The following is a 20,676-nucleotide window of genomic DNA, read 5'->3' as shown; positions in this document are numbered from 1 at the left end:
ATGAAAAAACGTGTCATTGCCATGGTCCTTGTTGGGGGTCGTGGAAGTCGATTGGAAAACATCACAAAGAAAACCGCAAAACCAGCGGTTGCTTTTGCTGGGAAATACAAACTGATTGATTTTGTATTGAGTAATTTATCCAATTCGAACATTGACACAGCCGGTATTATTACCCAATATGAACCCCATGAATTAATGAGCTATATCGGCCATGGTAGTACATGGGACTTGGATATTAATGATGGTGGAATCAGCTTTTTGACGCCGTACACAAGTATGGATGGAGACTTATGGCAAAAAGGGACGGCCCATGCGATCAAACAACATTTTCGCTACATTGATCAATACCAAGCGGATTATGTCCTTATCCTCAGTGGAGATCATATATACAAAATGAACTATACACAGATGATTGAGGATCACATTGCCGTAGATGCTGATGTCACCATTGGTGCATTTCACGCATCGAAAAATGCATCGCGATTTGGCATTATCACGGCGACAAATGATGGATGGGTGACGAATTTCGAAGAAAAACCAGATCATCCGAAATCGAATCTAGCATCGATGGGAATCTATGTCTTTAAACGTGAAGTGTTGCGTCAACTATTAGCGGAAAATGAGCAGGAGAATGTTGATTTTGGACACGATATCATTCCCCTTGCCATACACAAGAACAAACGGATTCATGTCTATCGTTTTAACGGGTATTTCCGTGATGTTGGAACCATCAACAGTCTATTCAAGGCCAATATGGAATTGATTGATAATCCGCAACTATTAAAACTACATGAATACGTTGATTCACCTGTATATACAAAGTCCTCAAACTTACCGCCACATCATATCGGCAAACAATCCATCATCCACAATACACTCATCAGTGATGGATGCCTGATTCTTGGTGATATCTATCACAGTGTATTATCCAGTTCGATCGTTGTTGAAGATGGGGCGTTAATACGTGATTGCATTATTTATGAACACGTTCATATTGGAACGGGAAGTGTACTAAAAAATGTCATCATATTGGATCATACGAGAATTCCTCCATACACAAGAATTGAATGTGACAAGGTCAAGGTAATCGATGAAGATTACCTAAAACAGGAGGGGTACCAACATGAATAAAAGTATCCTTGCAGTGATTGATGCAACCTTTAAAGAAAACCTTGATCAACTGACCTTACATCGGATGCCCGGTGCATTACCTTTTGCTGGAAAATTCCGACTGATTGATTTTACCTTGAGTAATATGCGCAACAGTGGCATCACAAATGTCGCGATTTTTCCGTATGGAAATTATCGGAGTTTACAGGATCATATTGGAAGTGGAAAACGGTGGGATTTGGACCGTCGTCGCGACGGATTATTTATTCTTCCTCCGAAGAATTTAAACATTATTCCTGGGAATATGATCTCGTTCCAACGGATGTATGAACACATTGAATATTTCCGACGTTCCAACCAAGAATATGCGGTTATTACCGCACCGAATATTGTCTGGAATATTGACTTTAGAAAGGTATTGACCAACCATATTGAAGAAGGCGCAGATATTACCGAAGTTATGCATCAGAATATCCGCCTTAAGACATTTGTGATTTCCAAAAAACTGTTATTGGAATACATTCTTACCTATGATACTTTGGAATATCGAAATATGCTTGATTTAGTTGAAAAAGCGCCGAATATCAAAGTTCACATTTATAAACACCAAGGGTATACCCGAACGATTACGGATGCCTTCAATTACTTGAAAAGTAACTTGGATATGCTGCGGTTTGATACGGGACGCAATGTCTTCCGCGAGGACCGACCAATCTTCTCAAAAGAGAAGACTGCTCCACCTGCAAAATACGGACAAAATGCGCGAATTGAAAACTCGATGGTGTCCAGTGGTAGCGTTGTCGATGGAACTGTAATCAACAGTATAATTGGTCGCGATGTCATCATTCGACGTGGGGCAATTGTCAAAAATTCCTATGTTATGAGTGGTTGTTTCATCGAGGAAAATGCCCACATTGAATTTGCGATTACCGATAAACAAACCGTCGTTAAAGATAATACGATGATTACCGGTACATTGCGCCGTCCATTTATTACGCAAAAAGAGCAAATCATCACCAATCAAAAACGACAACGTATTTGTATGGTTGCCAGTGAGTCCTATCCATTTATTAAGACGGGTGGGTTAGCCGATGTCATCGGTTCACTGTCACGCAACTTGGCGCGTTTGGGAGAAGATGTTACGGTTATTATCCCACTGTATAAAAAAATCAAGGATTCCTTTAGTGAATCACTGAAACGTGAAGACGGATTTTCGATGACGTTTGGTTCGGAGAAAGTTTACTTCCGTAAATACAGTTATACCTATAAAAAAGTACAGTACTATTTCGTGGAAAGTCATGACTATTTTGATCGGAAACAAGTGTATAACTACGAGGATGATGTCGAGCGTTTTGCCTTCTTTAACAAAGCTGCCTTGATGTTGATTGAACAAGCTGAACCATTTGACGTTGTTCATGTTCATGATTGGCATACAGCCTTAATGCCGCTTCTTATTGAGCATTCTTCATTACGTGGGTTAAAAACCTTATTGACAATCCACAATGTGGATTATCAAGGATTTACTCATCGCTCGATTTTGGACAAACTCGACATCGATGAACCAACGATGAGAGATGAATATTTCAATTGCTTAGAAGTTGGAATCAACATGGCAACGAAATTATCGACGGTTTCGCCCACATATAAAGAAGAGTTGAAATATGAATATTATGGTAAAAATCTAACGTATGCATTACTGCGACGAGAACGGGATTTTTATGGGATTTTGAATGGGATTTCCAGTAGCTGGAATCCAGGAAAAGACAAATTGATTCACACCAACTATACGTTGCAATCCCCAGAACTAAAGGTTGCCAATAAAACCTATCTTCAAGAAATCATGAACTTAGAAGTGAATCCGGAGCGGTTTATGATTGGCATGGTAACGCGTATTGTTGAACAAAAAGGATTTGATTTGATCTTGCATAGTTTTGATGATTTATTTGCCCACCATAACATTCAATTTGTATTACTGGGAACGGGAGATATTAAGTACGAGCAAGAGTTAAAAAAACTAGAATCGCGATATCCAGATAAAATCAAACTCAATTTAGGCTATGATGCAACTGTGCCAAATTACATATATGCCGGGTGTGATGCCTTCTTAATGCCGAGTCGTTATGAACCATGTGGACTGGGTCAGATGATTGCCCTTAGGTATGGAACATTGCCAATTGTGCGCGATACTGGTGGATTGGCTGATACTGTCATGAAATACGATCCAATTACTCGCCGTGGAAATGGGTTTAAGTTCTTTAATTACGATGCAAATGAATGCAAACAGACCATTTTGTCTGCACTTAATCTGTATCAAAATAATCGGACGATTTGGAATCAACTCATGGTTCGCGCAATGAAATTGGACAATAGTTTGAAGCGAAGTGCGTCACGTTACATGGAACTGTACCGGGTTATTATCGAAAATTAAAAATAAGAGAACGGTTTCACGCTATCGTGAACGTTCTTCTTTGTTATAATGAAGTAGTACAAATAGGAGTGGATTATATGAGTAATTATTTTACGGATGAATATACGTTTCTCAGCGAGTTTAAATCTCGACTTGAAAGACGTTATATTATAGAATTAAAAGACGCCAGTATTCGGCAAAAATACCATGTGCTTGGAGAAATGGTGTCGGAAGTGATTGCAAAGAACTGGTTGGAAACCAATTTGGAATTACACGACATCGACCATAAAGAAGTGTATTACTTCTCCATGGAGTTTCTGATGGGTCGTTTAATCACCAACAACATAATGAATCTCGGATTACGCGACACGATTGAAAAAGCATTTGCGATGGAAGATTTGGATCTCAATGCAATTGAACACTATGAAAGTGATGCGGGTCTTGGAAATGGTGGGCTTGGTCGTCTTGCGGCTTGTTTCTTGGATTCGATCGCATCAATGGGGTATCCCGGTTTTGGTAACGGAATTCGTTATCGCTACGGATTGTTTGAGCAAAAAATCGAAGATGGATACCAAGTCGAGAAGCCAGATGACTGGCTAAAAGAAGGATATGTATGGGAAGTTCGCAAAGAAGAAGAAGCGGTCTTGATTCCCTTTGGTGGGTATGTGTCGTTTGAGGACGGAAATGCCGTGTATTACCCAGACGAACAAATTCATGCCGTACCATACGATGTCCCCGTTGTCGGCAATCACAATGGCATGGTCACCAGTTTGCGGTTATGGAATGCCGAACCAACCGATAAACGTCCTCCGCATTTGAATGCCTTTGAATACGATACCGAAATTCGTCGTATAAGTGGATTTTTATATCCCGATGATGCAACACGAGAAGGAAAAGTGTTACGAATTAAACAGCAATACTTCTTCAGTGCTGCGGGGGTACAAAACATTGTTCGCAAACACATGGCAAAATACAATGATCTATCTACATTACCAGATAAAATCGTGATTCAAATTAATGACACGCATCCGTCACTAGTAATTGCTGAATTAATGCGATTACTCGTTGATGATTATCATATCGACTGGGAACAAGCGTGGACAATTACAACCAATACGTGTGCCTATACCAATCACACGATATTAGCTGAAGCACTTGAAAAATGGCCCGTGGATATCTTTGAACCAGTATTGCCTCGGATTTACCAAATCATCGAAGAAATTAATCGTCGTTTCTGCAAGGGATTATTGGATAGCAACTATCCACAAGAAACTGTCACGAAATTGGCCATTATCGCCGATGGTGTCGTTAAAATGGCACACTTAGCGATTGTTGGATCGTTTAGTGTCAATGGTGTTGCAGCGCTTCATACGGATATCTTAAAGAATATTGAAATGCGTGATTTTAATACGTTATATCCAGAAAAATTCAACAATAAAACCAACGGAATTACCCATCGTCGCTGGTTGTTGCATTCGAATCCAGAGTTGAGTGCGATTTTGGATATGGTTTCTGACAACTGGGTATACGATCCGATGGAACTACAGAAATTAGTAAAAAAAGCAACGACGAAAAAATATCGTGCATTAATTAAAAAAATGAAATTGGCAAAGAAAAAAGCACTTGCAGAGCGAATTTACGATGAACAAGGTATTGAACTTGATCCTAGTAGCATCTTTGATATTCAGGTAAAACGTCTCCATGAATACAAACGCCAATTAATGAATGCATTGCACATTATGTATGTCTACAATAAATTAAAAAGCGATGCGGATTTTAAAGCGAATTACGTCCCTCACAGTTTCATTTTTGGAGCAAAAGCAGCGAGTGGGTATTACTTTGCGAAGAAAGTTATTAAGTTGATCAATACCATTGCCCATAAAGTCAATCAAGATCCCGATACCAATGAATTGCTGAAGGTTGTATTTGTTGAAAACTACAACGTTACCTATGCCGAAAGTATTATGCCAGCGTGTGATCTTAGTGAGCAAATATCAACGGCATCGAAAGAAGCAAGTGGGACTGGAAATATGAAGTTTATGATGAATGGTGCGATTACCATTGGAACTCTAGATGGAGCGAATGTGGAAATTGCGGAACTGGTCGGAGAAGACAATATTGTCTTGTTTGGTTTGACAAGCGATGAAGTAAATTCTCGTTATGAAAACGGAGGGTATCAACCGCTTGATGTCTATCATAACCATGTCGATTTGCGGTTGGTCATTGATCAGTTAACCAATGGATTCTTTGAGGATGTTGACAAAGAGGAATTCCGAGAAATCTCTGATCGTTTATTACAACAAGATCATTACTTTGTATTGGAAGATTTTGAAAGTTATCGGCAAGCGCACGAACGGGCGAATGAGCTCTATAAAGACGAAGAAGCATGGTTTAAAGCCAGCATCATCAACATTGCGAAAAGTGGATACTTCAGCAGCGACCGCACCATTCGTCAGTATGCCGAAGAAATATGGAACATTGAACCATTAAAATAAACAGCTTGAATCAAGCTGTTTTTTTGCTGTGTTTTTTTAGCGTTTCAATAAGTACAATAGTACTTATATGGTATAATATATTTTAGTGAATTTTAGGAGGTGAAACGATGATTGGAGTTATCTTGGTGCTGTTGATGTTGTTGATTGTAGACGTGATGAGTGTCTCGTTAAACATTCTTGCTGTGGCAGGAATGTTGACTGCATTGTTATATAAATGGCCACATCTATTTCAAGCGCGGATACTATGGTATTTTCTGTCGCTTGTACTAGCGGTACTTGCAGTCATCTTTCACACCGAAGAATGGATGGACTACGTCACAAGGGGATATCTCCCCTATGCGATACTCTTTGTGGTGATGATGGTTGGTGTACTCCCCAATAAATGGACGGTAAGTCGCCATATCAAAAAACGTCGCGGGACATTGTCGATTATGGGGTTTATCCTGATTAGTCCGCACGCTGTATTACATGTATTTGAAGTATTTGACGGTATTAATCTGTTTGGTATTGTTGCGTATGTCTTGATGGTTCCCTTGACGATTATATCGTTTCAAATCATCAAACGGGAAATTAAACCAAAGGATTGGTTATTGGTTCAAAAGGCAGCGTACATTATTTATCTCGCATTGTTTGCTCATCTATTATGGGTTGGCGAGTGGTTTGATAAAGTGATATACGGAATGTTGTTGATTTTGTATGTCAATAATAAGTTGTTGAAGGAGTTTTCAAAATGAAACTTATCGAAAGTATGATTTATGCCGGAATCACGTTTATTGGTTTGTACGTTTTGATTGCAGTAGCGATGCGGGTGTTTGAGTGGACCAATACGTTTTATGCACATGTTACCGGTGGAATCGTTGCTACCGTTGTTGCGGTTGTTGTTTTTATTCTGTTACTTATTCGTAAGCCATCAGAATCGTGATATAATACATTTATAGTATCGGAGGTCGTAATATGGTAGAAATATTATCGAGATTACAATTTGCATTAACCATTGCATTTCATTTTATTTTTGTTCCATTAACGGTTGGATTAATTATTTTGGTGTTGGTGTTCGAAATCAAGTATTATCGAAGCGATGACCAGCGGTTTAAAATATTATCCAATTATTTTAGCGATATTTTCTTAATTAACTACGCGTTTGGGATTGTTACTGGGATTGCCATGACGGTTCAATTTGGAACCAACTGGGGGAATTTTACCGTTGTCATGGGTGAGATTTTCGGTTCGCCACTAGTCCTCGAAGCGATATTGGCGTTCTTCTTGGAATCGACATTCAATGGGATTTGGTTCTTCCGTAAAAATCAACTGACGAAAAAATTGCGGTTGATCGTGGTATCAATGATCACCATTGGTACGACGCTTAGTGCTGTCTGGATTATCACCGTAAACGGGTTTATGCACAACCCTGTTGGTGCGACATGGGATGGAACACAGATGGTGTTGAATAGTTTTGCAGAGCTCGTGTTTAATCCGTATGCATGGTATATGTTCTTCCATAATCACATCAGTGCAATTCTACTCAGTGGATTTGTGGTTTTGGCAATTAGTTCCTGGCACCTTTTAAAAGGAAAAGAAGAAGATAAAGAGATCTTCAAGATTGCCGCTCGATATGGTAGCTGGACGATCTTGATTACGGCGATTTTATTACCACTGATAGGAAATAGTTATATGGGGCTGATTACCGAAGTTCAACCGACAAAGATTAATATGATTCAAGGGTTGCAAACGGGAACGCTTGAAGCAGTTGTTCGGATTAGTTTCCATATCATGGTTGGACTTGGATTCTTATTCTTGGGATTTGGTATGTATACCGTAATTTTCCGCAAGAAATACGAGGCATCACCAACCCTCCAATCTCTGTATGTAAAATTAGTACCACTACCGTACATTGCAATTATTACAGGTTGGATTGTCACTGAACTTGGGCGTCAACCGTGGATTATTTATAACATCATGGAAACCAGTGCAGGAGTATCGGATGTACCGGTTGCTCAAGTGTGGTTCTCGATTATTACGATCACGTTATTCTATGCGATTTTGTTTATCCTAGATTATGTATTAACCATTTCCCGAATTAAAAAAGGCATTTTGCCCCGTGATGGAGGTGTGAACCATGAGTAGTCTATTTCTAGCGAATGCACTCTATATCATCATTGGCTTCACGTGGGTAATGTATCTGATTCAAGAAGTGTTTATTACGGGTTCTAGTGCATTAAATCTTGTCTTAGCAAAAGACGAACAAGAACGAAAGCAAATTCAATATTCATCGGGTTTACATTGGGATGGAATTGAAGTCTGGTTCATCGCCTCGGTAACGATTTTACTAGGTGCGTTTCCGCAAGCATTTGCGATGACCTATACGTATTTATATGTGGTGTTTTATTTGCTTCTGTATGCGTTAATCACTCGCGGAATTGTGATTGAAACATTGTATAAAATGGATAGTCCTATCTGGGTCAAATGGAATGCCAGAGCATGGGCGATTTCGAGCGCATTGATTATCTTCTTATTTGGGGTATATATCACCAACTGGTTCTATGGATTCCCGCTTGAAAGTACGGGATTAACCGGTAGTTTCTTTAGTATATTCAGTGTCACGTCAATTGCCGGTGGGTTGTTGTTTTTTGCCTTAAGTGTAACCGCTGGTGCCGCGTGGATTGCCTTGACAACAGAAGGAGAACTCGGACAACGAGGATTAGCGTTTGTGAAAAAAATTGGATTTAATATTATGGTACCCGTATTATTATTGTTAGTCTTTATGGGATACAATGTTGCCGATCGCTTATTTGTTGGTGAGTTGTTTACCGCATATCCGGTCTTATTTATCCTACCTTTCATAGCATTTGCATGTGCGATGCTAGTCCTTTATTTTGGACTTCAACAGGATCATAAGAAATTGTTCATTTTTAGTTTATTAACTATGGCGATGTTTGTTATTGTGGGGTTCGTAGGTATGTTTCCTGAAATCGTACCGTCCAACGTCGATCCATCATCCAGTATGATCATCCATGACGTTGTTACCCAAGTAAAAAGTGGACAAATCATCTTTATCGTAGCGGTTGTAGCATTCCCTGTTATCATTGGATATCAGGTATGGAAATATAAGAAATTTGCAACAAAATTAGCAAAGGATTTTGAATAGGGGTGATGTGATGGCTACGAAAAAAATAATGTTATGGCCGTCTGCACGAAGCAAGTTCGTTAAAGATGGCAATATGAAGATTCTTATGCAAGCTTTATGGGTGTTAACGATTTTCATGGTCCTTCAATATTACTATTTGTTTGCGTTTATGTATGCCGTTAAGTTGCTGTTGATGGTTGTGCTATCGATTATTGTTACCCGGGAAACCGAGATTTTATTCTATACCCATGATAAAGATATTGATCGGCAAACAGCGAAAGACTTGATCAAGAAATCCTATCCCGAAGTAACCGCAATGATTTATGCGTTGTTGATTCCTGTGGGCACACCATTATGGTTGGTCGGACTTGGTGCCGCATTGGCGACGTTACTTGGTAAATTGCTGTTTGGTGGATTTCATCACATGGTATTCCATTCCTCGTTAGTAGGGGTGATTGTGGTTACACTTGGTTGGAGTCAAATTGTTGATGGTGTTGCGTTTATGACGTCATTTGATAATTATATTTTAGAGTTATTGTTTGACAATTCCTTCTTTAACAATACGTTGGCCATTGGTGGCAATTACGATCCAGCTACAGCGGCAAATGCGTTAGCGGCGTTAACGGATGAAACGGTTCCGTTTTACGCAATCGGTGAGTTGTTTGTCGGACTGAATCCTGGTGTTGTTGGTAGTGCGCTGGTATTGTTGTTAATGTTTGTGTATTTTGTGGTTAAAAAAGTTATTGATTGGAAAATACCTGTTATTGCTACTGCAACATTTGTGCTTACGGCATGGATTGTTGGTCTTGTACAACAACAAGAACTTGTCTATCCACTGTATCACTTATTTAGTGGCTCGTTCTTATTTGTCGCAATCTTTGTTATGACTGATCCGATTACAACACCAATGCCATTTAAAGGTAAGATTGTATTTGGCGTTGTTGTTGGAGCCTTAACGGTGTTTATTCGCTTGGCAGGGACCCATGAAGAAGGGGTCATCTTTGCTGTCTTGTTTATGAGTATGCTAACGCCACTATTAAACGAAGTGTTTAAAGAAAAACGCAAAGCTCCTGTGAAAAAGGCAGGTGCTAAAGCATGAAAAAGACTGCTTATTTCGCTATCTACTTAGCTGTATTGGGAATGATTGTTACCTTGATTGCATATCTTGGATACAACTATACACAACCAATTATTATTGCCAATACCAATAAAAAGATTAGTGATAATATCGCGTTGTTGTTTGATCCAGAAGAGGGATATAAAAAGAATGATGATCAAGCCGATAATAAGTATCGTCAAGATAGCTCGGAATATAGTTCGATAACCGACATTTATGAAGTACTGGATCAAGATGATGAATTGTTTGCATTGATCTATGATATGAATATTCAAGGACGTAATGATGTTATTTACGGATTGGTTGCTGTTGATCCATTCACCGAAACGATTATCGGTGTCACCTATTATGATCATGCTGAGACACCAAACCTCGGTGAGAAATACACCCGTGATGAAGAGATTGAAAAATTAGTTGGTCAATCGATTGCTGATGTGGATGTGGATCAATTAGCAGGAGCAACTACAACATGGAATGCACTCGAAACAATGTATGATAAACTATATGAACATTACAACAAGGAGGTGAACATCAATGAGTAAGAATAAACGTTTGACGCCAAAACAAAACATTATTAAAGGATTAATAAAAGAAAATCCAACGTTTGTGTTAATCCTTGGTATGTGTCCAACACTTGGGACAACCACATCGTTATCCAATGGATTTGGGATGGGTGTCAGTGTATTATTTGTATTGATGGTCACCAATGCGATAATCGCATCAATTCGTAAAATCGTACCACCAGAAATTCGGATTCCTGTATACATTACTGTGATTGCATTAGTCGTTACCTTAATCGAATGGTTTATTGAAGCAAACTTACCGCTATTGTATGATGGACTTGGTGTGTACTTACCATTGATTGTCGTGAACTGTATCGTCTTAGGACGAGCTGAAGCGTACGCATCGGACAATACGGTAAAGGACAGTATCTTTGATGGTATGGGTATGGGTCTAGGGTTTACCCTTGGATTATCCACATTGGCCTTTGTCCGTGAGTTGCTTGGTACCGGTTCAGTATTAGGATTTACCTTCTTTGATGCGAACAGTGCAGCGAGTTTCTTGATTCAACCAACCGGGGCATTCTTGACCTTGGGATTAATTATTGGAGTCATCAATACCGTTCGCATTGATCGTGAGAAAAAGAAAAAAGCGATTTTAGATGCTAAAATTAAAGCTGCATTGGCGAAAAAAGCCGCCAAAGAAGCTGCGAAAAAAGCCGCGGAAGAAGCCGCAAAAAAAGAAGTTCCTACCGTCAAGCCTGAGATGAACTTGAAGGGGGCGAATTAGATGCAAGATTTAATTTCATTAGCGTTTACTTCGTTCTTAGTTCAGAACATTATTTTAAGTCAATTCTTAGGAATTTGTTCCTTCCTTGGCGTATCAAATAAACGTTCCAAAGCGATTGGTATGGGCGTCGCCGTATTTGTTGTTATTACGTTAAGTAGTATGCTAACGTGGACGATTTATTACTACATCTTGGTTCCTGGTGAGATTACCTTTATGCGAACTATCGTCTTTATCTTAGTGATTGCAGGAATGGTTCAAATCTTGGAAATGGCGATTAAGAAATTCAATAAGAATTTATATAGTGCACTTGGTGTTTACTTACCACTGATTACAACCAACTGTGCCGTATTAGGGGTTGCGATATTAAATATCCAAAACAATTTCACGTTTGTAGAAACGATTACCTTTAGTGCCTTTACATCACTTGGTTATACAGCGATTATTGTCGTCTTTAGTTACATCCGTGAACAAATGCATAAAGCGCCGATTCCAGAAGGATTTAAAGGGATTCCAAGTGGATTGATCGCGGCTGCGATTATGTCCCTATTATTTAAAGGCTTTGTGGGGTTGATATAATGTTAAATGCGATCTTATACATTGGTGCCATCGGATTGGTACTTGGGGTTGCCATCGGTATTGCGAATAAGTACCTCGAAGTCAAAGCCCATCCAATGGTGCAACAAGTCTATGATATGTTACCGCATTTTAACTGTGGGGGTTGTGGTACACCAGGATGCATGGCCATGGCCGAAGAAGTTGTTATGAATGGATATCCGGTTACAAAATGCAAGCCGGGGACCGATCAAATGAAGCGTAATATTCAAAAATTGTTGGATGATTACAAAGACGGAAAAATTACCTTTGATGAGGAGTGATTTCACAAGAAATCGCTCTTTTTTTAGAAAAAATATGAATAGAACAAGTTTTATACAAAAACTATGTAGTATTATTTGACATTCATTTCAAACTGCACTATAATACACATGAATTAATCTTCAGGGCAGGGTGAAATTCCCGACCGGCGGTATAGTCCGCGAGCGTGAGAACGCATGAATTGGTGCAATTCCAATACCGATAGTATAGTCTAGATGAAAGAAGATGATTTCAATAGATTTTTTTGTGTTTATTGAATCCTTTCAACTGCCTAACGAAGATTTAATTCGTTAGTTTTTTATTTTAAAGGAGGAAATCAATATGACATCAATTCAATCATTATCACAAACACAAAGATTAACCGCTTTGGGTGTATTATCCGCATTAGCGACAGCGTTAATGTATTTGGAACTTCCGTTCGTATTTTACAATTTCTTACGGATTGATTTGAGTGACGTTGTGGTGTTGTTGGTGTTTATCTTTTTCGGAGCGAAAGAGGGATTGCTGGTTGCATTTGTAAAATCATCCATCCATTTCGTATTCCCGGGAACGAATTACACCGCAGGTGTTGGTGAGTTGGCTGCATTTCTTGCAAGTGCTGCGTATATTGGTGGGTTCTACTTTGCGACTAACAAATTAAATCTGAAGGTATTGCTGAGTATGGTGTTCAGTGTTGTCTTTATGTCGTTACTAATGACATTTGCAAACTGGTTATTCATCACTCCGTTGTTTGGTATTGCGTTGGCTGGAGAAGTATTCCCCAATATTTTCAATCCGACGTATATCACAACGATTCTCAGTGTATACATTCCATTTAATTTGATTAAAGGTGGAATCATCATGGCAGTGTTCTATGCAACGTACAATGCATTAAAACCAGCACTGAATATGAATTAGACGCATAACATTGCGTCTTTTTTTTTACAACAAAGATGAACGTTGGATATACCGTTCTTGCAACAGGAGAATGATTGTGCAAAAGCAAAGGATATGATTTGCCAAAGTATCCAAATGTGATACAATATTTATGGTAAAAACGAAACTATTTATGGAGGAAGAAAATGAAATTTGATAATGAATTTTACGTAACAGGTGCAAAAGTTGGAAAACCAGCACCGAAATTTGAAATGGAAGCAATCATGCCGGAAGGTGAAGGGTTGGATCGTTTTGGGACAGTCAACCTCGATGACTTATTGGAACAAGGAAAATGGGTAGTACTCTATTTCTATCCCCTTGATTTTACCTTTGTATGTCCAACAGAGATTCAAAAATTTAATGCTTTAAACAAGACATTCGAAGAAAAAGGTGCTGTATTGGTTGCTGCGTCAACCGATAGTTGCCACAGTCACTTAGCATGGCAAGATCACAGTAGTTTAGGACGTCTCAATCATATTCACGCATCCGATAACAATCATGAAGTCAGTGAAGCATACGGTATCTTGGATGATGAAAAAGGGGTTGCATGGCGCGGGACATTTGTCATTAACCCAGAAGGTATTTTGAAAGCGGCATATGTCAACCATGGTGAAGGGGGACGTAATGTGGAAGAAGTATTGCGGACATTGGAAGTATTCCAAAATGAAGCAAAAGGTGAAATGGTTCCTTGTGGATGGTTCCCCGGAGAAGACTTCTTGTAAAATCAAATCCAGTTATACATTATAAAGACTATTTTACATTGTAAAATAAGTCTTTTTTTGTTATAATGGTTTCGATGTTTTTTCGATGAAAGGTGTGACGGTAATGGTACAAGCTGAGTACGAGAAATGGATGAATCAAAAAGGGCTTGAAGAAGAGCTTTTACAAGAACTACAAGGGATGGATGAAACGGCGAAGAGAGATGCGTTTTACCGATCCCTTGAATTTGGTACAGGGGGAATGCGCGGTATCATAGGTGCTGGTACAAACCGGATGAACATCTATACGATTCGTAAAGCAAATGTCGGCTTTGGAACCTACTTGAAGAACCTCTATCATGACGATGTCAAACGCGGAGTCGTGATTGCTCATGACAATCGTAATAAAAGTGTTGAATTTGCCAAAGAAAGTGCCAAGGTTTTGGCGACATTTGGGATTACATCCTATATTTTTGAAGCATTGCGACCAACACCGGAGTTAAGTTTTGCGGTGCGGCATCTGAATGCCATCGGTGGAATTGTTGTTACTGCAAGTCATAACCCACCGAAATATAACGGGTATAAAATATACGACGAAGATGGTTGCCAACTGGTACCGAAATATGCCGATCAGGTAATTGCGCTTGTCGATGCTGTTGACGATGTATTTGATATTGACGTCGTTGATTTTAATGAAGCAGAGCAAAATGGTATGATTACATGGATTGGCGAGGACATTGACAAAGCATATCTCGATATGGTGGATACCGTGCAACTACGAAATGATGTACCAAAGATCGTAGATATAGTCTTTACACCGCTTCATGGCACAAGTGCAATGATCGGAACAAAAGCATTACAACGAAATGGCTATCATGTGATTCCGGTTGAAGAACAAATGGTGGCAGATCCGAATTTTAGTACCGTAAAAAGTCCAAATCCGGAAAATAAAGAAGCGTTTGAATATGCCATTCGTTATGGGACAAAACATAACGCGGATATTTTGATTGCGACCGATCCCGATGCGGATCGATTGGGTGTTGCCGTATGGCATGACGGTGAGTACAAATTACTAACAGGAAATCAAACCGGAGCCATTCTAGTGCATTATATTTTGCACACCAGAGAGCAACAAGGGACGCTCCCTAAACAAGGAATGGTTTACAATACGGTGGTGACAAGTGAATTTGGAGCAACGATTGCCAAAGCATTTGGCATGGGTGTAAAAAGCACGTTAACAGGCTTTAAATTCATTGGTGAACAAGCCAAAACAATTGAAGCTACGGATACAGAATTTATGTTTGGTTATGAAGAAAGTTATGGGTATGTCATCAAAGATTTTGTCCGTGACAAAGATAGTATTCAAGCATTGTTGTTAATCAGTGAGGTGGCCAATGTTGGTAAACAAACCGGTAAAACCTTATACGATTATTTATTATTTTTATATGAAACATATGGCTATTATGTGGAAGATTTGGTGAATATCGTGCTAGAAGGCGCGGTGGGAGAAGCAAAAATCAAACAAATTATGGCAACAATTCGTGACAATAAACCATTGCAAATTGGGCCATACAATGTTATAACAGTAGAGGATTATTTAGTTGGTACACGATATATTGGAGATACAACGGAAGATATTGATTTACCAACATCCAATGTACTGAAGTTTCTATTGGACGATGGAAGTTGGTTTGTTTTGCGTCCTAGTGGTACCGAACCCAAACTGAAAATTTATATCGGAGTACTTGGTGATTCACTAGCTCAATCACAAACAAAAAATCAACAGATTAAAGACATTGTATTATCCATTATTGAACGTATCTAATTGACATAGGAAGTGACTTTATGATTAAGAAATCTCGGAAGGTAAGGGACTACAAGGAACTTACAAAAGCATTACCAACGATGCGATTCCTAGAACCAGAAAGTGTTTATATACACCTTCAAAATGGTCGCTGTAAAACGTATGATTTATATGTGAAAGAAGGCGATTATGTCAAACTAGGAGAAGTGATAGGAATCCGCCACGGGGGATTCTTTGAACAACCGATTCACGCGACTGTGAGTGGTACAGTAGGAACGGTTAGTAAGAAACTCCATCGTACGGGACGAAAAGTCGATTGCGTTGAAATCCGCAATGATTTTAAAGAAACGTACCATGAATCGATAGTGGATCGAACCGATCAGGCAATCGCCGAATTAACACAAGATGACATGGTTCAAATCTTAAAAGAAAAATCACTGGTTGGACTTGGTGGTAGTGGGTTCCCGTCGTATATAAAATTAGCAACCAAAGAAAAAATTGATACAGTCGTGATAAATGCGGTGGAATGCGAACCCTATTTAAGTAGTGATTATCGTTTGATTTTGGAACATCCACGTCGTGTTATTGCGGGGATGACTTATATCATGCAAGCACTACATGTTAAAACGGGAATCATTGCGATTAAAAAGAGTAAGGACCCGCTGTATCAAGTATTGACACAAGTCATCAAGGGAAAATTTCCGGAGTATGACATCCAAGTTGTCAAACTTGGTGATTATTATCCCCAAGGATGGGAAATTGAAGTATTTCGTAATGCCTTAGGTATTGATGTTCCCCATGGTGAACTACCAATGAAGTACGGTGTGATTGGTTTCAACGTATCGACAGCAGCTGGTGTCTACGATGCAATCAAGCACAATTTACCGGTAACCAAACGGTATTTCACATTAACCGGAGATGCGATTAAATATCCGCAAAATTACCGTGTTAAAGTCGGAACAAGTGTGAAGAAGTTGATTGAATTATCCGATGGATTCAAAGAGGATTACGATAAAGTAAACATCATTATGGGTGGACCAATGATGGGGGTATCAACGGTTAGTTGTGATGTCATTGTCTCAAAAACAACGACTTCGGTTATTGTCTTACAAGATACCGATTATGAAGAACAGCCATGCGTGCGCTGTGGTAGTTGTGTCTACAGCTGTCCCGCGCATTTAGAACCGGTTCAGATTATGAATGCGGTAAAACGAAACGATAAAGACGTAATGAAAGGACTAGGCGCATACAAGTGTATCGAATGTGGTTTATGTGCATATGTTTGTACAAGTAAGATTCATGTGACAGACTATGTTCGTAAAGCGAAGCGTCTAATAGGGTGATTCGAATGGAACATATGCCTCAAGTCATACGAAAAACCAGTCCTTATCTCCGACGTCCTCAAGCGAAAGTATCACGGATGATGAGCGATGTTGTCATTGCCTTAATCCCAGTTATTATTTTTGCCATCTATAGCTTTGGATGGTCTGCGGTATGGATTTTATTAGCGAGTACGTTATCGATGACACTAACCGAAGCAATCTATTATTGGATTACATCCCCAAAAGGTGAAACCGCCTTTACCTTGAGTAATTATAGTGCAGTAGTGAGTGGATTAATCTTTGGGTTGACACTTGCCGACAACACCCCGATTTGGGTTGTTGTGATTACCGGTGTTCTCGGGATCTTAATGGCGAAGTTATTCTTTGGTGGCCTTGGTCAGAACATCTTTAATCCGGCTGCTTTAGCACGTGTCTTAGTGGCGGTGAATTTTGCAACATTGAGTACCTATCAAGCCAACATTCCCATCATTGATGGAGAAGCTGGTGCGACAGTCCTCCAAACCTTAAATGAATCGGGTAATTTATTTAATGCGGATATTTTGAATCATATCCCATTATGGCAATTATTTACTGGTATCGGGGTTCCTGGTAGTTTGGGAGAAGTAAGTGCCTTATTGATTATTGTTGGTGGACTATATCTTGCTTTGCGACATAGTTTTGAAGTCCGGATTCCCGTGGTGTTTATCGCAACGGTATTTGGGTTAGCAAGTGCGGTAGCAGTGTACCAAGGACTGGGTATCTGGTATCCACTCATGCATGTATTTAGCGGTGGTGTTATGTTTGGTGCAGTGTTCATGGCAACCGATCCAATCACGTCACCCATCACGAAACCGGGACGAATTTATTTTGCATTCGCACTGGGATTTGTTACGTTTATTATTCGTCTGTTCGGAGCCCTTCCAGAAGGCGTTGTGTTTAGTATATTAATCATGAATATGTTTGTCTCTGCATTCGATTACTTTAAATGGAGTAATCCGCGGTTTACGACAAAAGGATCCGTTATCTTTGCGGGTGTCGTTGTTGCGGCAATTGCGGTTGTATTGGTAGGTGTTTCCTATGTTGGATAAATTGAAAACAGCATTGGTTCTCGTTGTGATTGGGGCAGTCAGTGGTGCCTTAATCTTTGGAACAAACCTCCTCACTGAAGACCGCATTGAAGAGAACATCCGGAATCAAGAGTTTGGGTATTACGCCGAGATGTTTGATTTGGATGCGATTCCTGCCGAAGAGGATGTCGTCGAAACACCATTAGATGGACCATTAGAGGTTGAATTAGAATTGTTTGACGGCGATGGGAACTTTGCTGGATATATCTATCGAGGTAGTGATAAAAACAGTTATGGCGATGTCACCGTATTGGTTGGTATTACCACCAATGGTACGATACAACAAGTCGTCATTTCCGATTCGAGTAACACGCCGATTTTTGTCAAAAAAATCGAAGGCGACTATGTAACGCCGTTTATAGGACAAGATGTGAGTAATGTCACCTATGACGAACGGACTGGCGCATCGTTCACCTATGGTAGTGTCGAGAAAATCGTCGATGCTGCGGTGACTTATTTTGAAACGAATCGAGGTGGGGCAAATGACTAAGAAAGAGAATTTTCTAAAGGGATTTATTCAAGAAAATCCCATCTTTGTGTTCTTGCTGGGGATGTGTCCGGCACTGGCTGTTACCGCAACGTTCGAAACCAGTCTGGGAATGGGAATCCTTGTTATATTTGTCTTGACGAGTAGTAATATCGTCGTTAGTTTGTTTCGTAACTTCATACCAAGTGATGTTCGAACACCCGCATATATTGTTATTATCGCAACATTTGTAACATTGGTGAGGATGTTAACTCAAAGTTATGCATTTGATCTGTATAATGCGCTTGGGGTATTCATTCCGTTGATCGTGGTAAACTGTCTCATCTTAGGGCGTGCGGAAGCATTTGCCTCGAAAAACAATGTCGTCGATAGTGCGATTGATGGTCTCGGTATGGGGCTTGGATTCACCATGGCATTACTCGTGATTGGAATCAGTCGTGAATTAATTGCAACGGGGACGTTAATGTATGGTGTCTATTTACCATTCTTTGTCGAATCTGAAGTTGTATGGTTTAATTTGGATTGGCTCTTCTTTATGATTCCGAATTTTAATATCCAGGACTATATGTTACCGATGTTTAGTTTAGCACCTGGAGCATTTATTACATTAGGTATTATTCTTGCATTGTTCCAAAACAAAAAAGTAAAAGATGAACGTCGTAAAGAGGAAGAAAAGAAACGATTAATTGAAGAGAAAAAACGCATTGCCTTAGAGAAAAAGAAAGCAGCGGCAATGAAAAAGGCAGGTGAACAAGCATGAGTTTTGCTGTATTTGCAACAGCCATCATCAGTGCCATGCTGATTAACAATGTAATCTTGATGCAATTCTTAGGTGTTTGTCCCTTTTTAGGCGTATCCAAACGCAGTAGTAGTGCGATTGGAATGAGTGCTGCCGTATTGTTTGTTATGGTCATTGCGAGTGCCGTGACCTATACCTTATATGATTTGGTTTTATATGAATTTAATATACCCTATATTTCGACAATTGCCTTTATTCTTGTTATCGCTAGTTTGGTTCAATTTGTTGAAATGGTCATCAAACGATACAGTACACCGTTGTATAAAAGTTTAGGTATTTACTTACCGTTAATCACCACCAACTGTGCTATTCTTGGAGTTAGTGAAGGAAACATAGCCAATATTTGGACAGAAACGATGCCGTATGGAGAAGGACTCTTTATTGCGTTGTCTACAGCGATTGGTACTGGGCTTGGATTTGGATTGATTATCTTTGCGTTCAGTAGTATTCGCGAACGAATGGATGGATTGAACATCCCTGAAGCTTGGAAAGGCGTTCCCATTAGTTTGTTGGTTGCGGGAATCATGTCCTTGGCATTTGTCGGATTGGTTGGGGTGATTTAACATGGAACTCGTACCCATTTTAGTGGTTGGAGGACTCGTGGTAATCTTCATTTTGTCCTACCTACTTAACAAACGTACACCAGCACCGTTATCCACTTTAACGGATGAACAAAAAGCGGCTTGCACCGCATGTAACAATGTCTCTTGCGGACATCATGGAGGTGCGTAATGGCAGCGACAATTACGTTAGCAATTATGGGTCTTGTCTTAGGACTTGGACTTGCCTTTGCAGCCGATGTCTTCAAAGTGGAAGTAGACACACGCTTAGAAGAAGTGGAAAAACTACTTCCTGGTTATAACTGTGGTGCCTGTGGGTATCCTGGTTGTAGTGGATTTGCCGAAGGAATTGTCAATGGTGAAGTTGAGGCATTAAGTGATTGTAAACCTGGAAAAGATGAGCATTATGATCCGATCTTAGCATACCTAAAAGACCATCCAAATAAAGACGGAAGTATCATTCAAATTAAAAAGTAGACAGCGGTCTACTTTTTTGTTTTACAGCTTTGAAAACGTTATCATCTGTAAAGCGTTCTCAGGAGGTATTT

General features: G+C 39.6%; 22 protein-coding genes and 1 riboswitch. All 22 genes read left to right on the top strand.

What is annotated here, in order from left to right:
• The 22 genes from G4Z02_RS00600 to G4Z02_RS00495 all read left to right on the top strand — a co-directional run bounded on the left by G4Z02_RS00600 (position 1) and on the right by G4Z02_RS00495 (position 20,605).
• Positions 1 to 1,131 (top strand): glucose-1-phosphate adenylyltransferase family protein, encoded by a 1,131-nt coding sequence (locus tag G4Z02_RS00600; protein WP_258877907.1) that lies wholly within the window; start codon positions 1 to 3, stop codon positions 1,129 to 1,131.
• Positions 1,124 to 3,538, top strand: a complete 2,415-nt coding sequence (locus G4Z02_RS00595) for a glycogen/starch synthase (protein ID WP_258877906.1) — start codon at positions 1,124 to 1,126, stop codon at positions 3,536 to 3,538. The genes G4Z02_RS00600 and G4Z02_RS00595 overlap by 8 nt, the downstream gene beginning before the upstream one ends.
• Positions 3,539 to 3,615: 77 nt before the next feature.
• On the top strand, positions 3,616 to 6,012 hold the full coding sequence (locus tag G4Z02_RS00590) for a glycogen/starch/alpha-glucan phosphorylase (RefSeq protein ID WP_258877905.1): 2,397 nt from the start codon (positions 3,616 to 3,618) through the stop codon (positions 6,010 to 6,012).
• A 107-nt stretch (positions 6,013 to 6,119) separates the two neighbouring features.
• Positions 6,120 to 6,746, top strand: a complete 627-nt coding sequence (locus tag G4Z02_RS00585; protein ID WP_258877904.1) for a hypothetical protein — start codon at positions 6,120 to 6,122, stop codon at positions 6,744 to 6,746.
• On the top strand, positions 6,743 to 6,934 hold the full coding sequence (locus G4Z02_RS00580) for a hypothetical protein (RefSeq protein WP_258877903.1): 192 nt from the start codon (positions 6,743 to 6,745) through the stop codon (positions 6,932 to 6,934). Before G4Z02_RS00585 ends, G4Z02_RS00580 begins: the two co-directional genes overlap by 4 nt.
• Before the next feature lie 32 nt (positions 6,935 to 6,966).
• Positions 6,967 to 8,136, top strand: a complete 1,170-nt coding sequence (locus G4Z02_RS00575; protein ID WP_258877902.1) for a cytochrome ubiquinol oxidase subunit I — start codon at positions 6,967 to 6,969, stop codon at positions 8,134 to 8,136.
• Positions 8,129 to 9,157, top strand: a complete 1,029-nt coding sequence (locus G4Z02_RS00570; RefSeq protein WP_258877901.1) for a cytochrome d ubiquinol oxidase subunit II — start codon at positions 8,129 to 8,131, stop codon at positions 9,155 to 9,157. The genes G4Z02_RS00575 and G4Z02_RS00570 overlap by 8 nt, the downstream gene beginning before the upstream one ends.
• A gap of 10 nt (positions 9,158 to 9,167) precedes the next feature.
• The gene (locus G4Z02_RS00565; RefSeq protein ID WP_258877900.1) at positions 9,168 to 10,235 is read left to right on the top strand and encodes an RnfABCDGE type electron transport complex subunit D; all 1,068 of its coding nucleotides are present in this window, start codon (positions 9,168 to 9,170) and stop codon (positions 10,233 to 10,235) included.
• The gene (locus G4Z02_RS00560) at positions 10,232 to 10,795 is read left to right on the top strand and encodes an FMN-binding protein (protein WP_258877899.1); all 564 of its coding nucleotides are present in this window, start codon (positions 10,232 to 10,234) and stop codon (positions 10,793 to 10,795) included. Before G4Z02_RS00565 ends, G4Z02_RS00560 begins: the two co-directional genes overlap by 4 nt.
• Positions 10,788 to 11,543, top strand: coding sequence for an electron transport complex subunit RsxE (gene rsxE / locus G4Z02_RS00555; RefSeq protein WP_258877898.1), 756 nt, complete (start codon positions 10,788 to 10,790; stop codon positions 11,541 to 11,543). Before G4Z02_RS00560 ends, rsxE (G4Z02_RS00555) begins: the two co-directional genes overlap by 8 nt.
• Entirely contained in the window at positions 11,544 to 12,119 is a 576-nt protein-coding gene (locus G4Z02_RS00550; protein WP_258877897.1) for an electron transport complex protein RnfA, read from the top strand.
• The gene (locus tag G4Z02_RS00545) at positions 12,119 to 12,418 is read left to right on the top strand and encodes a (Fe-S)-binding protein (protein WP_258877896.1); all 300 of its coding nucleotides are present in this window, start codon (positions 12,119 to 12,121) and stop codon (positions 12,416 to 12,418) included. Before G4Z02_RS00550 ends, G4Z02_RS00545 begins: the two co-directional genes overlap by 1 nt.
• A gap of 112 nt (positions 12,419 to 12,530) precedes the next feature.
• Positions 12,531 to 12,647, top strand: a riboswitch (FMN riboswitch).
• Between the two features lie 90 nt (positions 12,648 to 12,737).
• Positions 12,738 to 13,313, top strand: a complete 576-nt coding sequence (locus G4Z02_RS00540; RefSeq protein WP_258877895.1) for an ECF transporter S component — start codon at positions 12,738 to 12,740, stop codon at positions 13,311 to 13,313.
• 164 nt (positions 13,314 to 13,477) lie between these two features.
• Positions 13,478 to 14,053 carry a peroxiredoxin gene (locus G4Z02_RS00535; RefSeq protein WP_258877894.1) on the top strand — a complete coding sequence of 192 codons (576 nt, stop codon included), beginning with the start codon at positions 13,478 to 13,480 and terminating at the stop codon, positions 14,051 to 14,053.
• A 103-nt stretch (positions 14,054 to 14,156) separates the two neighbouring features.
• Entirely contained in the window at positions 14,157 to 15,854 is a 1,698-nt protein-coding gene (locus tag G4Z02_RS00530) for a phospho-sugar mutase (RefSeq protein ID WP_258877893.1), read from the top strand.
• Between the two features lie 20 nt (positions 15,855 to 15,874).
• Positions 15,875 to 17,176, top strand: a complete 1,302-nt coding sequence (locus G4Z02_RS00525; protein ID WP_258877892.1) for an RnfABCDGE type electron transport complex subunit C — start codon at positions 15,875 to 15,877, stop codon at positions 17,174 to 17,176.
• Between the two features lie 5 nt (positions 17,177 to 17,181).
• Positions 17,182 to 18,243 (top strand): RnfABCDGE type electron transport complex subunit D, encoded by a 1,062-nt coding sequence (locus G4Z02_RS00520; protein ID WP_258877891.1) that lies wholly within the window; start codon positions 17,182 to 17,184, stop codon positions 18,241 to 18,243.
• Positions 18,233 to 18,772, top strand: coding sequence for an FMN-binding protein (locus G4Z02_RS00515; RefSeq protein WP_258877890.1), 540 nt, complete (start codon positions 18,233 to 18,235; stop codon positions 18,770 to 18,772). Before G4Z02_RS00520 ends, G4Z02_RS00515 begins: the two co-directional genes overlap by 11 nt.
• Entirely contained in the window at positions 18,765 to 19,529 is a 765-nt protein-coding gene (gene rsxE / locus G4Z02_RS00510) for an electron transport complex subunit RsxE (RefSeq protein WP_258877889.1), read from the top strand. The genes G4Z02_RS00515 and rsxE (G4Z02_RS00510) overlap by 8 nt, the downstream gene beginning before the upstream one ends.
• Positions 19,526 to 20,131, top strand: a complete 606-nt coding sequence (locus tag G4Z02_RS00505; protein ID WP_258877888.1) for an electron transport complex protein RnfA — start codon at positions 19,526 to 19,528, stop codon at positions 20,129 to 20,131. Before rsxE (G4Z02_RS00510) ends, G4Z02_RS00505 begins: the two co-directional genes overlap by 4 nt.
• Before the next feature lies 1 nt (position 20,132).
• Positions 20,133 to 20,300: a hypothetical protein gene (locus G4Z02_RS00500; RefSeq protein WP_258877887.1), complete on the top strand. Its 168-nt coding sequence runs from the start codon at positions 20,133 to 20,135 to the stop codon at positions 20,298 to 20,300.
• Positions 20,300 to 20,605 (top strand): RnfABCDGE type electron transport complex subunit B, encoded by a 306-nt coding sequence (locus G4Z02_RS00495; RefSeq protein ID WP_258877886.1) that lies wholly within the window; start codon positions 20,300 to 20,302, stop codon positions 20,603 to 20,605. The genes G4Z02_RS00500 and G4Z02_RS00495 overlap by 1 nt, the downstream gene beginning before the upstream one ends.
• Positions 20,606 to 20,676 lie beyond the last annotated feature (71 nt).

Source organism: Candidatus Xianfuyuplasma coldseepsis (genome assembly GCF_014023125.1).
Lineage (GTDB): Bacteria > Bacillota_I > Bacilli_A > Izemoplasmatales > Izemoplasmataceae > Xianfuyuplasma > Xianfuyuplasma coldseepsis.
Note: the sequence above shows the minus strand (reverse complement) of the source record. Positions and strands in the feature narration are given on the sequence as shown.

Coding starts and splice junctions, on each gene's coding strand:
- G4Z02_RS00495 (WP_258877886.1), top strand. CDS start 20,300: ATGGCAGCGACAATTACGTTAGCAATTATGGGTCTTGTCTTAGGACTT.
- rsxE (WP_258877889.1), top strand. CDS start 18,765: ATGACTAAGAAAGAGAATTTTCTAAAGGGATTTATTCAAGAAAATCCC.
- G4Z02_RS00550 (WP_258877897.1), top strand. CDS start 11,544: ATGCAAGATTTAATTTCATTAGCGTTTACTTCGTTCTTAGTTCAGAAC.
- G4Z02_RS00505 (WP_258877888.1), top strand. CDS start 19,526: ATGAGTTTTGCTGTATTTGCAACAGCCATCATCAGTGCCATGCTGATT.
- G4Z02_RS00590 (WP_258877905.1), top strand. CDS start 3,616: ATGAGTAATTATTTTACGGATGAATATACGTTTCTCAGCGAGTTTAAA.
- G4Z02_RS00600 (WP_258877907.1), top strand. CDS start 1: ATGAAAAAACGTGTCATTGCCATGGTCCTTGTTGGGGGTCGTGGAAGT.
- G4Z02_RS00565 (WP_258877900.1), top strand. CDS start 9,168: ATGGCTACGAAAAAAATAATGTTATGGCCGTCTGCACGAAGCAAGTTC.
- G4Z02_RS00520 (WP_258877891.1), top strand. CDS start 17,182: ATGGAACATATGCCTCAAGTCATACGAAAAACCAGTCCTTATCTCCGA.
- G4Z02_RS00530 (WP_258877893.1), top strand. CDS start 14,157: ATGGTACAAGCTGAGTACGAGAAATGGATGAATCAAAAAGGGCTTGAA.
- G4Z02_RS00525 (WP_258877892.1), top strand. CDS start 15,875: ATGATTAAGAAATCTCGGAAGGTAAGGGACTACAAGGAACTTACAAAA.
- G4Z02_RS00535 (WP_258877894.1), top strand. CDS start 13,478: ATGAAATTTGATAATGAATTTTACGTAACAGGTGCAAAAGTTGGAAAA.
- G4Z02_RS00585 (WP_258877904.1), top strand. CDS start 6,120: ATGATTGGAGTTATCTTGGTGCTGTTGATGTTGTTGATTGTAGACGTG.
- G4Z02_RS00545 (WP_258877896.1), top strand. CDS start 12,119: ATGTTAAATGCGATCTTATACATTGGTGCCATCGGATTGGTACTTGGG.
- G4Z02_RS00515 (WP_258877890.1), top strand. CDS start 18,233: ATGTTGGATAAATTGAAAACAGCATTGGTTCTCGTTGTGATTGGGGCA.
- G4Z02_RS00580 (WP_258877903.1), top strand. CDS start 6,743: ATGAAACTTATCGAAAGTATGATTTATGCCGGAATCACGTTTATTGGT.
- G4Z02_RS00540 (WP_258877895.1), top strand. CDS start 12,738: ATGACATCAATTCAATCATTATCACAAACACAAAGATTAACCGCTTTG.
- G4Z02_RS00560 (WP_258877899.1), top strand. CDS start 10,232: ATGAAAAAGACTGCTTATTTCGCTATCTACTTAGCTGTATTGGGAATG.
- G4Z02_RS00595 (WP_258877906.1), top strand. CDS start 1,124: ATGAATAAAAGTATCCTTGCAGTGATTGATGCAACCTTTAAAGAAAAC.
- G4Z02_RS00575 (WP_258877902.1), top strand. CDS start 6,967: ATGGTAGAAATATTATCGAGATTACAATTTGCATTAACCATTGCATTT.
- G4Z02_RS00500 (WP_258877887.1), top strand. CDS start 20,133: ATGGAACTCGTACCCATTTTAGTGGTTGGAGGACTCGTGGTAATCTTC.
- rsxE (WP_258877898.1), top strand. CDS start 10,788: ATGAGTAAGAATAAACGTTTGACGCCAAAACAAAACATTATTAAAGGA.
- G4Z02_RS00570 (WP_258877901.1), top strand. CDS start 8,129: ATGAGTAGTCTATTTCTAGCGAATGCACTCTATATCATCATTGGCTTC.